At 53.0% G+C, this 13,771-nt stretch carries 18 protein-coding genes; 4 read left to right on the forward strand and 14 right to left on the reverse strand.

The features are described from left to right. Positions 1-10 precede the first annotated feature (10 nt). Both SYN_RS13710 and SYN_RS13715 read left to right on the forward strand, forming a co-directional pair. Positions 11-709: a TVP38/TMEM64 family protein gene (locus SYN_RS13710; protein WP_011418809.1), complete on the forward strand. Its 699-nt coding sequence runs from the start codon at positions 11-13 to the stop codon at positions 707-709. Next, positions 706-1,659, forward strand: a complete 954-nt coding sequence (locus tag SYN_RS13715; RefSeq protein WP_011418810.1) for a lysylphosphatidylglycerol synthase transmembrane domain-containing protein — start codon at positions 706-708, stop codon at positions 1,657-1,659. Before SYN_RS13710 ends, SYN_RS13715 begins: the two co-directional genes overlap by 4 nt. 80 nt (positions 1,660-1,739) lie before the next feature. Here SYN_RS13715 and SYN_RS13720 read toward each other — a convergent pair whose 3' ends face one another. Beyond that, positions 1,740-1,973 (reverse strand): hypothetical protein, encoded by a 234-nt coding sequence (locus SYN_RS13720; RefSeq protein ID WP_011418811.1) that lies wholly within the window; start codon positions 1,971-1,973, stop codon positions 1,740-1,742. A gap of 63 nt (positions 1,974-2,036) precedes the next feature. Further along, positions 2,037-2,624 carry a transcriptional repressor LexA gene (lexA, locus tag SYN_RS13725; RefSeq protein ID WP_011418812.1) on the reverse strand — a complete coding sequence of 196 codons (588 nt, stop codon included), beginning with the start codon at positions 2,622-2,624 and terminating at the stop codon, positions 2,037-2,039. Between the two features lie 311 nt (positions 2,625-2,935). On the opposite strand from lexA, the gene SYN_RS13730 reads away from it, so the two are divergent. Beyond that, positions 2,936-4,447, forward strand: a complete 1,512-nt coding sequence (locus SYN_RS13730; protein WP_049750005.1) for an FAD-dependent thymidylate synthase — start codon at positions 2,936-2,938, stop codon at positions 4,445-4,447. 17 nt (positions 4,448-4,464) lie between these two features. On the opposite strand, the gene SYN_RS13735 is transcribed toward SYN_RS13730, so the two are convergent. The 12 genes from SYN_RS13735 to SYN_RS15525 form a co-directional block, all read right to left on the reverse strand. Beyond that, positions 4,465-5,049 (reverse strand): hypothetical protein, encoded by a 585-nt coding sequence (locus SYN_RS13735; protein WP_011418815.1) that lies wholly within the window; start codon positions 5,047-5,049, stop codon positions 4,465-4,467. Between the two features lie 74 nt (positions 5,050-5,123). Continuing rightward, positions 5,124-5,654 carry a DUF6691 family protein gene (locus SYN_RS13740; protein WP_011418816.1) on the reverse strand — a complete coding sequence of 177 codons (531 nt, stop codon included), beginning with the start codon at positions 5,652-5,654 and terminating at the stop codon, positions 5,124-5,126. Next, positions 5,651-6,193, reverse strand: coding sequence for a YeeE/YedE thiosulfate transporter family protein (locus tag SYN_RS13745; protein ID WP_011418817.1), 543 nt, complete (start codon positions 6,191-6,193; stop codon positions 5,651-5,653). The genes SYN_RS13740 and SYN_RS13745 overlap by 4 nt, the downstream gene beginning before the upstream one ends. A gap of 83 nt (positions 6,194-6,276) precedes the next feature. After that, positions 6,277-6,609 (reverse strand): DUF3147 family protein, encoded by a 333-nt coding sequence (locus tag SYN_RS13750; RefSeq protein ID WP_011418818.1) that lies wholly within the window; start codon positions 6,607-6,609, stop codon positions 6,277-6,279. Positions 6,610-6,698: 89 nt separating this feature from the next. Next, positions 6,699-7,022 carry a mercury methylation ferredoxin HgcB gene (gene hgcB / locus SYN_RS13755; protein WP_041585151.1) on the reverse strand — a complete coding sequence of 108 codons (324 nt, stop codon included), beginning with the start codon at positions 7,020-7,022 and terminating at the stop codon, positions 6,699-6,701. A 38-nt stretch (positions 7,023-7,060) separates the two neighbouring features. Further along, positions 7,061-8,215: a mercury methylation corrinoid protein HgcA gene (gene hgcA, locus SYN_RS13760; protein WP_202943571.1), complete on the reverse strand. Its 1,155-nt coding sequence runs from the start codon at positions 8,213-8,215 to the stop codon at positions 7,061-7,063. Between the two features lie 308 nt (positions 8,216-8,523). Then, complete coding sequence (locus tag SYN_RS13765) at positions 8,524-9,429, reverse strand: pentapeptide repeat-containing protein (protein WP_158302987.1); 906 nt, start codon at positions 9,427-9,429, stop codon at positions 8,524-8,526. Between the two features lie 82 nt (positions 9,430-9,511). After that, on the reverse strand, positions 9,512-9,901 hold the full coding sequence (locus SYN_RS13770) for a pyridoxine 5'-phosphate synthase (protein ID WP_011418823.1): 390 nt from the start codon (positions 9,899-9,901) through the stop codon (positions 9,512-9,514). Positions 9,902-10,038: 137 nt separating this feature from the next. Continuing rightward, positions 10,039-10,377: an ArsR/SmtB family transcription factor gene (locus tag SYN_RS13775; protein WP_011418824.1), complete on the reverse strand. Its 339-nt coding sequence runs from the start codon at positions 10,375-10,377 to the stop codon at positions 10,039-10,041. Positions 10,378-10,993: 616 nt separating this feature from the next. After that, positions 10,994-11,386: a DUF2703 domain-containing protein gene (locus SYN_RS13785; RefSeq protein WP_011418826.1), complete on the reverse strand. Its 393-nt coding sequence runs from the start codon at positions 11,384-11,386 to the stop codon at positions 10,994-10,996. A gap of 95 nt (positions 11,387-11,481) precedes the next feature. Then, positions 11,482-12,600 (reverse strand): permease, encoded by a 1,119-nt coding sequence (locus SYN_RS13790; protein ID WP_011418827.1) that lies wholly within the window; start codon positions 12,598-12,600, stop codon positions 11,482-11,484. A 54-nt stretch (positions 12,601-12,654) separates the two neighbouring features. After that, the gene (locus tag SYN_RS15525) at positions 12,655-13,167 is read right to left on the reverse strand and encodes a MarR family winged helix-turn-helix transcriptional regulator (RefSeq protein ID WP_011418828.1); all 513 of its coding nucleotides are present in this window, start codon (positions 13,165-13,167) and stop codon (positions 12,655-12,657) included. 181 nt (positions 13,168-13,348) lie between these two features. Between SYN_RS15525 and SYN_RS13800 the strand changes: the two genes are divergently transcribed. After that, complete coding sequence (locus SYN_RS13800; RefSeq protein WP_011418829.1) at positions 13,349-13,723, forward strand: ArsR/SmtB family transcription factor; 375 nt, start codon at positions 13,349-13,351, stop codon at positions 13,721-13,723. The last annotated feature ends 48 nt before the right edge of the window (positions 13,724-13,771 follow it).

Below are 13,771 nucleotides of genomic sequence, written 5' to 3' on the forward strand. Positions count from 1 at the left end.
TTTACAGCCGATGGACAGACATCAGAAAAAATTACTGGTAAGGAGTGTTGCGGTTCTAGCGGGTTTGGTCCTGCTTTATTTTCTTGTACCGGCCATCAATTCCTTCATCAATAACGCCTTCGAGATTCTTTCCAAAGCGGATGTCCCAGCCCTTAAGGCTTACTTTTTATCCTTCGGCCCCTGGGCGCCTGTTACCTCGGCCCTTCTGATGATCTTCCAGTCAGTAATCGCTCCCCTGCCGGCCTTTGTGATTACCTTCACCAACGGACTTGTATTCGGTGCGTGGTGGGGCTCGCTCCTGTCATGGAGCAGCGCGATGGCAGGCGCTGTGTTGTGCTTCTATCTCTCCCGGGTTTTTGGGCGGCCGTTGGTGGAGAAGCTGGCAGGTGCGCACAGTCTTGAGCTGGCTGACAAGTTCTTTGAGAAGTATGGCAAGCATGCGATTGTCGTCGCGCGCCTCCTTCCCTTCGTGCCTTTTGATCCGATAAGTTACGGGGCCGGACTGACAAGCATGTCCTTCCGGGGATTCTTTTTGGCCACGGGGATCGGCCAGTTGCCGGCAACCATTATTTACTCCTACCTTGGCCAAAGCGCGACCGGTACGGTCAAGGTTCTTTTCTTTGTCTTTGCGGTGGTGACTTCGCTGGTCATTATCAGCGCGGCATTGAAGAAGCGCTTCGAACGACGCCTGATGGAAGACAAGCAGTGAAGAGAAGATTCTCCACCATCATCCTGAAGGTTCTCATAAGTCTAACTTTATTGACGGTCATTTTTTTCAAGCTGGACTGGTCGAAGGCGGCTGAACTGTTCCGTTTTTCCGATCCTGCCTGGTGGGCCGTGGCGTTACTGACTACATTTTGCGCTGTTGTGATCAGTGCATACAAATGGCAACTGATTTTGAAATCACAGAGGGTCAGGATCACGGTTTCAAGACTCACTTCATCTTACCTGATCGGCCTGTTTCTGAATAATTTCCTGCCGACCAGTATGGGCGGCGATGTGTTTCGAGCCTATGACGTAGCCCGTATTTCCGGCGAGACGCCGAAAGCAATAGCCTCCGTCATCGCCGAACGGGTTCTGGCGATGGCAACTCTTGCTGTCTCTGCCATTGCCGGATTGCTGTTCGGATATGGCCTGACCGGCAGGTTTGCCTGGATGGTCGTATTTTTTTGTTTTGGATGCGGATTGCTTGTCTGGGCGTCCTTGGACATCCGCTGGGTCGGTTATCTAACCCGCCGAATTTCCTTTATCGATACGGACAAAATAAGATGGAAGGTGGAAGAGGCAAGATCGGCGCTGCAGGCGCCCGTCCGCGACAGACAAACACTGGTCAGCGTTCTGCTGCTGTCTGTGGTCTTCCAGGCAGTGGTTGTGGCGGTGCATTTGGCCGTCTTTAAAGCTCTGGGGATTGACGTGGATCTGCTTCTCCTGATGATCTTCGTCCCAATTGTCAGCGCAGCGGCCATGCTGCCGATCTCCATCAATGGCATCGGGGTGCATCAGGGGACGTCCATCCTATTGTACGGAGCGGTTGGGATCTCGGTGACTCAGGCGACGGCGCAATCGCTGGGATTTCTGTTCATTGTTATGCTGGCCAGCCTGCCGGGAAGCCTGCTGCTCATTTTAAGAAAATCGTACAAAGAGAGACCCATTTCATGAAGAAGGAGAGAAAGGTGGAAAAGAAAGAGAGCGGAATTGAGAGAAGGGCGTTTCTGAAGACGGCCATGGCCGGAACAACATCAAAATGACCGCGCCAGGGAAAGAAAGAACACGACGGTCAGCAGGATCACCACGGATAAAAAGACCCTGTCCAAACGGGCAACACAGCGGCTGAGCCGCGCATCCCAATCGGAGCTCTCAATGTAGCGCTGAAAGCCTCGGATCGGTCTTTCAAAGTCAAAAGCGTCACCGGCTGTGGCTTCTTTTGCATTTAAATACTCGACGTTTCGAGCTGTCATCGTTTGCATCTTCAAATCCTCTCTTCCTGAAAAATAGGCTCCCGCCTTGTTTCCTTGTTTATAGAACCTTCCCGCCGCCTAGAGGTGATATTTCCGGACAACGCCCGTGACCACCCCCGCCAGTTTCAATTCCTGCCGAGGCCGAATGATCGGATATTTCGGATTGGCCGCTTCCAGATAAACTTCCCCTTTTTCTTTCCGGAAGGTTTTCATGGTCCACTCTCCATCCACTTCGGCAATCACCACATCGCCGTTTTTCGGTTCCCGACCCTTTTCCACAATCACCAGATCCCCCGGCAGAATCCCCGCCCCGGTCATGGAATCACCGGACACCTGAAGGAGAAAGGACGCATCCGGTCTGGCCACCAGGTATTCGTCAAGGGAAAGAATATCCCGAAGCTCCTCTTCCTCCGGAGACGGAAAACCCGCGGCGACCTCCCCGACCATGGGGATGGAGAAAGGCCGCTCCTTCCAGGCCAGATGTCCGCCCCGATCCTTCTCCAGGATTTTCGCCTCAACGAGTTTGTTTATCCAGAAATGCACGACGCTCTTGGACCTCACCCCAAGAAGCGCCACCATTTCCTCATAAGTCGGCATCCGCTTTCTCTCGCGGAAGAAGCCCGCAATCTGTTTCTTTACACTCGGGATCGTTCGTTTTTCTTTCATGGCTTCTCCTTATAGAACAATCGTTCTATTGTCAAGAAATTTTTCTCTGTCGAAGGAAGCACAGGATAAAGGGGAACGAGGGGACTCATAAAGTAAGGATTGGCTTCCTGAGGACGGGATATGCAGGAAAAATTTTCCATGGTCGGCTGCTTGGTCGGTATCGGCAAGTTTCTTCAGTATTACGGGAATTAGAGACAAGCTCCGCCTTTATCCTGAAACTGCGAGAGATGGACGTTGGCAATATGCACTTGATAAAAACTCTCTCAATGGATATTGTTCGGGTTGTTTTTTCCCAAACAAGGAGCCCCCTCATGATGAAAATCCTTCTTGCCGGCTATAATCTGGATTATGAAACGATCCGGGAGTTGCAGGCAGCCCGGCCTGAATTGCGCAACCTGACCCCGGAAACGATCTCTGCCGCCTATGCCCGCATCAGCCGCGATCCCCGGCCTGTCCATGAGCTGCGGGCCGTTGCCCGGGAGGAAGTAGAAAAGGCGCGGCAGTCCAACCGGACTATCGTTTTCGGTCTGGGGCACAGCTCCGTCGCCGAACATGCCGTTTTCAATATCGATATTCTGGGAATTTCCCGACTGCTCGTGGAGGAAATCCAGCGGTTCCGCCTCTGCTCCTACACGGAGAAATCCCAACGATACATCCTGCTGACCGATGATTTCGTGATTCCGGAAGAGATCCGGGATACGGGGCTGGAAGAAATCTTTCGAGAGACCGTCCGGGAGCAGAATTCCCTTTATCATACCTTATATGCCCGGCTCCTGCCTCACGTTCTGGAAAAAAATCCGGAAATGGCCGCTGTCCCGGAAAAGCGGTCCACCCTGGAAGGCTGGGCCAAGGAGGATGCCCGCTACATCGTTTCCCTGGCGACGGAGGCCCAGTTGGGGATGACCCTCAACGCTCGCGGTCTGGAACTCCTGCTGAGGCGGTTCGCCGCTCATCCCCTGGAGGAGTGCCGGGCTTTCAGTCAACATCTTTATGAAAAGACGTTTGAGATTGCGCCGTCACTGATCCGCTATACCGAACCCACCCCCTTCGATCGGGACACCCCGACGGCGCTGCGCCGGATGACAGACGAGCTGATCGCCCGCCATGCCGCCGGGCCGGAAGAGGAGGAAAGGAACAGTGAAAACCGGAAAGACTGGCAACGAGGTGACGTCCGTCTGATCGACGCCTCGCCCGATGCCGATGACCGCATCCTGGCGGCACTGCTCCATACCTCTTCCAGGGCGCCTCTTGACCGCTGTCGGAATCTTCTGCACCGGATGGATACCGTCGAGAAGATCGCTCTTCTCAAGGAGGCCTTCCGGTTTCTTTCGGAACATGACGCAGTTCAACGGGAATTTGAATACGCTGACCTCACCTTTGAGCTGACCCTCTCCGCGAGCTGCTTCGCCCAGCTCAAACGGCACCGGATGGCCACCCTCACCGTCCAGGATTACAACCCCGATCTCAGTGTCACAATCCCCCCCGCCATTATCGAAGTCGGCATGGAATCTGCCTTCCGCGAAGTCATCGACCGGACGGAAGCCATCTACCGGCAAATCGCGCAAACCGTTCCTCAGGCCGCTCCCTACATTCTTACCAACGCTCACCGCCGCCGGGCTATCCTCAAGGTCAACGCCCGGGAGCTCTACCACATGGCCCGCCTGCGTCTCGACGCTCACGCCCAGTGGGATATCCGCCGGCTCACCGGCAACATGCTGACACTGGCCCGGAAGGTCATGCCCCTGACCCTTCTGCTGGCCACGGGAAAGGATGGCTTCGCAGCGGCATACGGGACCCTTTTTTCGGACCGGCAGCAAGAATAGATTTTCGGTGCAACCCCCTATTTCTCATATTCCTTCCGGAGACGCTCCAGTCCCTTTCGATAGCTTTCGCCATCGCCGTACTCAAAAAATTTTGGATAGCGGTCATGGGCGGCAAGAATGCGGCGGGCGTGCTTGATGGGGCACCAGTACTGTTCCGTGCGGGCCGCGATTTCCCGGAAATAGGCAGCCAGACCATTGGCATAGGAACAGTAGAAGCAGTTGAACTTCTCAATGGCATTGAGATAAGGGAGGTCCCCGCGGTCAAAGACGAGATAATCGGACCGCCGTGCTTTCGGGATTCCGTAGACGGGAAAGCAGATCCCCTGGTAGAGGAACAGAAACAGGTCCAGCAGCATGAATATCGGGAAACCGGAATAGATCAACGGCGCTGTCAGGATGTTGAGCAGTCGCGCCTCGATCAGGTAGCGAACCACCCCCTTCTTGAAGCGACGCTGCTGGGCGGCCACCTCTTCACTGAGGCGGAGCCGCTTCTTATCGATGACAGAAAGGAAATCTTCCCGCTTTTTCTGAAATTCGACCTCCATTTCCTCTTCCAGTTCCTTGATCCGGGCAATCAATTCGTCGATCTGATGTGTCGTCATGGCGGTCTCCTCGATATCCCAGTAGTTGGCGCTTTGTTTTTAATGCGGAAAGACCTCCTTTTTGGCTGGCCGAATTACAGCCCTTTCTTTTCGAACCAGATGAACAGGGAAATCGTCCCCGCCCAGAAGATAGCAATCAGTATCCACGGGGAGAGGCCGGTCACTTCCGCCAGCCCGATCTTGCCGAAGTTTTTCCACGCCAGAACCGTGGATTTGAAAAAGGGATAGAGTTCCGCATACAGAGCGGCACCCGTTATCATTCCCAGGACGGCGAAAAGGGCATGCCAGCGCCCTTCCCCCAGCGCGCCGACGGACGTTCCGGGGCAGAATCCCATGATCGCCCATCCGGCACCGAACAGGGCGCCACCCAGCACCACAGCGCCGACATTCATAGGTTTGTGGCTCAAGGTGATGATCCCCGCATTCGACAGCAGCGTGATCCCCACCATGCCGACAAGAATCGAGGAAAGCATGAATTTGAAGATCGTCATGTCCTTCAGCAAAAGGGCGCCGAGCTGTTTGTCGAAACGCAGAACGCGGCCTTTCTGCAGAAGGAAACCGAACACCGCCCCGGTAATCAGTCCCAGCAATTGTTCCGTACTCATGACGCCCTCCTTCCATACACGATCGCGGCAACGATAACGCCAACGCAGAAGAACATCGCCAGCGCCACGAATGAACTGACCGACAGCTGCATCATCCCGCTGAGACCATGGCCGCTGGGACAGCCGTCCGCCATCCGGGCGCCGACCATGGCGACAATGCCTCCCAGGAACGCCCCGACGGCCCGCTTCCCGATCGATGGTCCGAATCGCTTTTCCCAAGTGGGCGGAACGCTCTCCAGTTTGAAGCTCTTATCCGAGAGAGAAGAAATCAACGCCCCCAGGAAAATGCCGCAAACCAGCATGAACTGCCAATCGACGCGGACCTTTTCCTTTGTGAAGTACTCGTTTAACGACACATGCTCTCCGGCAACAGTTCGCTCCAGAAGGCCGGCAGCGCGGACGAAAGTCGTCGATGCGCCCAGGTAGGTCGATTTGCCCAGCAACTGGGTTGTTGCGCATACGGAGACGATGGCCAGGATTCCTAAAAGGGCGCCGGCAAGGTAAGGGTTCCATCCACCATCCGCTGTTTTCCATTTCATCGTTATTTCCTCCTTTCTCCATGAAATTTATTTCAGACTCATTTCCCAGGAAGAACTTTATGGAATCCGCCTCATCTTTTTCCTCATTTCACCAGCCACTGGTGAACGCAGGCGGCACAGGACCAGGCAGAAAAGCTCGCGATCAGGACCCAGGGCAAAGAACACTCTTTTTTTAGACACAGGAAAGCAACAAAGAAGAACAGGAGGGTCGGGAAAATCCCCCAGAAGGCGCCGCTGGCAAAGCTCTGCATGATCCGTGGATCGCCCTTGTTTTCAAGATAGACCCAGACCAGAATGAGGGCGCCGGTCAGCGGCATGACGCCGATGAGCCCGGCCAGAGAAGGAAACCTTCGGGCGAGAGCGGTTGCGAAAAGAATAACGCCGGCAGTGAGTGCCAGTTTGATCAGCGTCTGCATGAATTGCCCTCCCAGGATGGCCTCCTGTGATCTGGTGATCCGGCAGCCCGCGCGGTTTCAGAACTCTTTATACTTTTGAGGCGGTTGCCTCAACAGCAGCAGGATGAAGAGCCGCCGCCCTTTTCATCGCCGTCATCCAGGGAGCAGCAGCATTCCCCCCTGCGTCCCAGCATGGAATTGATCACCGCTGTGGCGCAGCCCGGCCCTGTCCCGACGGCAAAGGCGTCCACGGGACAATTCCGGCTGCAGGCGCCGCATTCGATGCAGGCATCGCGGTTTGAAATCCTGGCCCTCCCCTTCTCCAGGCTCAGAACAGTGCGAGGGCAAACTTCCAGACACATGCCGCAACCGATACACTTTTCTTCATCGAGTCGCAAGGTGACGACATTATCCAGATACATTAACGTTTCCATAATGAACCTCTTCTCTCTCCCGTGAGGAATTTCGATTTTTATAATACTCTCAGCAGTTTCGCGGCAGCCCAGCACCCCAGGCCGATCAGCGCGCCGGCAATCTGCAGCGGTAACGCCCGGCGCATTTCTTTCCGGACCCCCGAAAGGGAAGTGATCGGCGTGGAACCGGTGAATTTCATGGCCCAGTAAGAAGCCGCGGCAGGGACCAGGAAGAGAACGGAGAACGACTCCAGCACGCGTGGCAGTGATAAGGGAAAAGTGAGACGGGATTCCAGCAGGATCAGGACCACGATCCAGGCAGGGCAAAGTCCCTTGGCGGAAAACGCCCGGCCGGGCAGCCAGGGCAGAAAGGCCGGCGTAAATATCGTCCCGGCAAAAAACGCCCCCAGCAGGGCAAAGGTCATAAAAATTCCTGAATTCAAGGTCGGCTCCACCGTCCAACGGGGTCCCTGGACTATGCCTCCAGCAATGAGAAAGAAAAGCGTCAACAGAAACAGGGGCTTCAAGGCGGGAAGGCATTCCATGGGAATAAGTACAAGCCGGTCCCGAAAGGGGAAGTTTTTCCGGCGCATGGCCTCCGTGGCCTTCATCCCGGCATCCAGATAAGCGGGGAGGTCCCGTGCCTCCACCGGCCCGTAGGATACAGCAAAACCGGTTTGTTTCCTGACCTCATGGGCGGCGACTCCGGAAGCTCCAAGCTGAGGCAGGATCAGCCGGCGATGTTTCACCAGCTTTTCCAGCCCGCTGGAACGCAGGCGCCGGACCACTTCCTCCGTTCCGAAGGCGCCTTTGCCGGCGGCACACCAGACATTGATCCCGTTCGTATCCAGGACAAGAATCCAGGCGGTTCTGCCGGGAAGGGCCTCCCGAAGGCAGTCAAAGCTCAGTTTATAGTTGGCGGACACCAGAACAGGGGCGGATTCATCGGGTCTGCCCAAGGCATACAGGCCGGGATCGACACGATAATTCATCCGGCCGATGCCGAAACGGGCCTTCAGGGATCCGACATGATCCTGGCGTGTCAGCCGGGAATCCACAACAGGAACCATACCGACAGCCGTGGACAGGGTATCGACGACAAAGGATTGCGTGATCGCTGGAAGGTTCAAAGGAACCTCTCTTCCCATTCTTCCTGCGGTAAAGCCGGGCTGGATCATGGGAAAAATCATCACAGGCTTCCGTTGTTCCGACATGTCGGATTTTCCAGGTTTTTCCGAATCCTTCATCATTCTTCCCTGACATTCAGACCAATTTTCAATTTATTATGAGGAAATTCTTTTTTGAATAAAAGCAAAAATTTACCGATCAAAGTTTTTCCAGAATCTGTTCGCTTCCAAATTGAGCATGCCGGAGGAAGGGTCGTTCGCCTTGGATCTCCATCAGCGTTTACCAACTCAAGCCCGGACGTTCTGTTGAACAACCCGGCGGGTGGGAGAAGAGACGATCGCCATGCCGCTTCATGGTGATACATGGAGTGTGAATAATGAAAAAATTTCCCTCCTCAGGACTTGCTCCCCCGGAGATCCGCTTCACTGAGATCCACCCCGGTGAAATCCGCGTCACTGAGGTCTGTCTCGTTCAGCTTAGCGCCCTGGAGCCGCGCCCCGCGGAGACAGGTTTTGCCGAGATTCGCCTCTCTGAGATCCGCACCAGCTAAATTTGCATTCCCGAGATCCGCACCGCGGAGATCAGTTCCCCTGAGATTTGCTCTGTTGAGATTTGCGTCGACCAGATTCGCCCTGCTGAGATTCGCTTTTCTGAGATCCGCCCTTTTAAGGTATGCCTCGGAGAGGTCGGCTCCGCTAAGATTTGCCTCCCTGAGGCGTGTCCAGTTGAGATTTGCCTTGCTGAGGTTTGACTTTTGGAGATCCGCCCCGGTAAGATTCGCGTCGCTGAGATCCGCACCATGAAGATCAGCCTCTCTGAGATCCGTATTGCTGAGGTTGGCCTCGCTGAGATTCGCACCAATGAGTTTTGTCCGCCTCAGATTCTGTCCGCGGAGCTCAACCTCGTCGAGGTCCGTGTTGCTGAGATTGGCCTCTATGAGTTTCGTACCCCGAAGGTTCACTTTACTGAGGCATGTCCTTCGCAGATCCGCTTTGCCGAGATCCGCCTCACTGAGATCCGCTCCGTTGAGACATGCTTCCGAGAGGTCCGCTCCGACTAAATTCACACCTTTGAGATTAGCCCCGTTCAGATCCGCCTTGTGAAGGTTTGCCCCACTGAGGTCCGTCTCCTGGAGGTTCGCTTCACTCAGGTCGGCTTTCCCAAGGTCGGCATTGCAAAGGTCCATTCCGCCGAGGTCGGCCCGCCTGAGGTCAGGTACCTGCTCTGGATTCTGGAACCGCCATTGATTCCAAACCTTTCCCCCTTCTTTCAGAATTTCAGAATGATTCTTTTTCTTCACGGGACGCATTGCCAAAAGTGAGATATCGGATACTTCTCGTTTCCCATTCTTACCATCAAATCATCAAAACCCATGTGCATCCTCAATTACGCTGCGGAAGAAGGACTGGCATGGATTGTTGGAACTGCCACAGCCAGTTTTCAAACCAGCTAATTCCCTTTAATGCTGCAGAACCTTCGGACCAACCGGTTAACACAAATGCCTCCAGCATTTCATCCACGGCCTGCGGCAAGCCCACATCAACTGCTCTTGAAAAGATCGAACGTCCTATGTGCACTTCTTCCAGACACCTGGCAAATAAAACAGGGATAACATTCTTGTAGTTCAGACCGTGGCGGGCACTGAGCTTTATGCCAGTTTTCATGGCACGAAACGCTGCATCGTATATCCTTTGAATTTCACGATCAATTTCATCTTTTTCGGTTGCATTGCAATATGTTCCGGTTTGGAGTTCCATTAAATCAGCCCCCACAGTCTTTCACGATGGCAACGGTCTCTGCATCAGGTTCAACCAGGATAGATAGCCCTATGTTCTGGTCATGAAATAATTTAACGGCATCCTTGATTTCAGACGCATGTTGTCCGATATCAAATCGGCCTCCGAAAGAACTACCCGCAGATATTCAGTTTCTTTATATCATCGAGCTTTTTTACATCCTCCCGGAATACGGGAAATTCGGTGAACTGTTGCTTCATAAAAATAAGCTGCGCATTCATCGCACTGCCCAGCGGCTCTCGAAGAGAATAATGCATCCACGTTCCCACGCGTCTGCTTTGGACCATGCCGGAATTCTTAAGATAAGCCAGATGCCTTGATACTTTCGACTGACTTTCATCAAAGATTGACATCAATTCACACACACAGAGCTCACCATGAGTAAGAAGCATCACGATTCTCAGTCTCATCTCTTCGGAAAGGGCTTTATACATGCGGGTAAATTGTTCCATAATTTCATCCTTTTTATTTGTATATCCGCCTATGCGTATATAAATAGACCTGAATCGGATACAATGTCAAGATCGACTCAATTTGCCTGCAATTCGATGTATCAATTCTGCTTATGCTTTCCTAAAAAAAATCGGCCGAAACGATTTGCATATCCGCAAACGAAACCGGCCGATCATCATCTTTTCCGTCCCTGGAGCCATGCCCCTGTCGACAGGAAGCATAAACTATCGATATTCCCTAAGCTATTACTTTTCCTCCGAGGACTCTCTTTCTTTTTTACGCTTCTCCATTAATTCGTAATACTCTTGATACATTTTCAGAACGGCATATTCGTAATCTCTGACACTGTTCGGAGGAATGTAATTGACTTCTCCTAATTGGCTTATCAGATATTTTCCCGTTTCCGAATCAGGGATTTTACCTTCCTTGTAGGCATGTTCGAAAATGTTGTTCAAGCCTGTTACACTGACCTTGGAACCATCAGGAAAGAATACGGCACGGTATTCTTGAGGTTCTCCCGGTCATCAGAAACAGGAGCCTAAATTTATTTGTGGCGACATGGCTCAACCTCCTAAAATTCAATTTGTTTTATTTTTTACTGCTTTCTCCCGGCTGTCAACCTGAAAAAAGTTCAGCCGCAGCCCGAAGGCCCGCCTGAATAACCAGGTTTTCCGGTATTTCCTCGTACGTATTATTCCCGATGGAAAGGGTTCTGCACTCGGAATCCGCACAGGCACCGCAGCATGGACTTTGACCGACCGTTGCCCCAATCCATTCTTCCAAAGGTTTTTCTCCAATCCAGATGCGATTGGATTCAAGAGGCTCCCGGCTGAACATGGGAAAGTCGAGAGCTTCTGTTTTCACCGTGACTTCAATGCCAAGTTCCACCAGGGCTTTTTTGAGCTTGTTGACGGCGCTCTGAATCGTTTCACCGGTCAAACCGCAACGCTCGCAGGTCCGCCCCTGCTCGTTGACAAGCCTTTTCCAGCGAACCGTCAGTGTTTTCATTAAATCACCCCCTGCCTTGAATTACAAAACTATTTTACCACATCATGCTGCAAATTCCGACAGGCTCTCGGGATTCAACAAGTGAATTGCCATGGCTAATAGATAAAAATATCAACAAGATAGCCTGCAACGACGGCGATCAGAAAAACGTTCAGGGCAAAAGCGATAATCAGTTTCTTCCTGAACATGGCGGAGAGAATGATCAACTCCGGAATGCTTGCCCCGGCTCCTCCGATGACGAGCGCCAGGACCGTACCCACCCCCATGCCTTTGCCGACAAGGGCCGCGCTGATGGGGATCACCGTCTCGGCACGGATGTACATGGGAACGCCAATGAACGCCGCAATGGGAATGGACCAGGGATTTCCCGGTCCGGCCAGGCGGACGACGAGGTCCTGCGGGAAAAAGCCGTAGATGAAAGCGCCGATGCCCGCGCCGAGCAAGAGATACCAGAACACGCCCTTGAATGTGTCCACGGCAGAGGCAGCAGCTCTTTTGATTTTTTCCTTTAACGGCGCTTTCGCCGACTCGCCGGCCTCGAAGCTGACGGAACAGCAGGACGACGAAGACGAATTCTGCACGGTCGCAACAGTCTCCCCGCAGCAGCAGCTTCCCTGAGACTGAAAAGAAGGCAGCGTAACGAGAGGCAAAGGCTGAACAGAGGGTTGAGTGCCTTCGGAAGAACAGCAGCCGGACGCCATGGGAAGGATTTTCAGGGGTGTCGCTTCAGATTTTTTTTCTTCCGGACAGCATGAGGACTGAAAATTCACAAGGGGCTTGACCTCTCCCTCCAACCCCAACTTCGACAACAGGGCTGCCGTAGCCATGGAACCCAGGTAGGTGACCACGACATAGATTCCTGTTACCTGATAGCCAAAGAGCGAGAGCAGCAGTGCGATGATGATCGGGTTGAGAACCGGCGAAGCGAACAGGAATGCCATGGTGGGACCGAAGGGAACACCGCCGCGGAGCAAACCCGCCGTAATGGGCACGGTGGAACAGGAGCAGAACGGCGTGACCGCACCCAACCCGGAACCCAGGAGATATTGCACCCAGGAGAGCCGATTGGAGAGGAAATCCCTGATTCGGGATGGAGGAAGATATTCCATCAGCAGCCCTATGATAAAGGAAACCGCGATAAAGATCAGGATCAGCTCGCCGGCGATCACCAGAAAAAATTTCCCCGCCACGACAAAATTATTCAGTCCCAACATGTTTGAATCCTCCTCACAGCCTTGACTTTCTTATTCCCTTTATGGTTGCGCGTATCAACCATTTCCCGGCAGATTTTTCTTTTCCATCAAACAGCAACGCACTTCTCCTTTCTGACCTTCATCAACTCCTTGCCGTTCTGCGGACTGAACAAAGGAACTCAGACTGAGTATCAGGATTTCACGAACAGTCGTATCCATATTGACAAGGATCTTCCGCATTTTATTTAAAAGTCGGTCTTCGATCCGCTTCAGAAGCGTCCGGCCCTCTTCCGTCAAGGTAACACAGCAAATCCGTCCATCTTTCCGATCCTGTTGACGCTTCGCCAGTCCTTTGCCTTCAAGGCGTTTCGCAATGCGGGTCGCACCGCTCTTCGTAACGCCCGCGCTCTTTGCAATGTCCTGCATGGAGCAGATATCGCAATCCAATGCGGCCTGCAGGGCGCGGTACTCTGCATGGGAAATGTTTTCGCTGCAGCATTGTTCCTCCATGCTTTGCATCCCGAAAGTGTACGTTATTTTTTCTATTAATCCGATAAGTTGTCCCGCATGCGCATCCATCGGCGACATATCTTCCCCCTGAATTCAAAACTCTGAGATGAAACGATTTTGTTGCAGTCTGCAATTTTCTTCTTCCATATTTAGTTGACCATGTCAACTTTTTTTAAAGATCAGCGAAAATGGAAGATTTTGCCTTGACATAGGAATTACAGCTCAATATATTTCCAGAAAAGAATATGGAGCTTCCATCATGAACGACTTTCTGAAAGTGACCAAGGCTCTCTCCGACCCGAACCGGGTCAAAATTCTGAAGATGCTGCAGCACAAGGTCATGTGCGTCTGTGAAATCGAGGCCGCCCTGGGCATTGCCCAGCCGACGGCTTCCAAGCACTTGAAAAGACTGGAAGAGGCCGGATTGATCGATTCCCGGCGTGAAGGCAAATGGATCAACCACTATCCAGCCGACGGCAAGGACAGCCCCTATGCCGCGACTCTGTTGGGCAATCTCCGACACTGGCTGGAAGACGACGCCGAGATACGTCAACTCATCGAAAAGATCCCTTGTATCAGACGGGAGGAAATCTCATGCCACAAGGAAGAGGTCTGCGAAGAATCAGGATACTGAACACATTTCCAAGCGGAAATATGATTTGACGCAGATTTCAGCATGAAG

Source organism: Syntrophus aciditrophicus SB, assembly GCF_000013405.1.
Taxonomy (GTDB): Bacteria; Desulfobacterota; Syntrophia; order Syntrophales; family Syntrophaceae; genus Syntrophus; species Syntrophus aciditrophicus.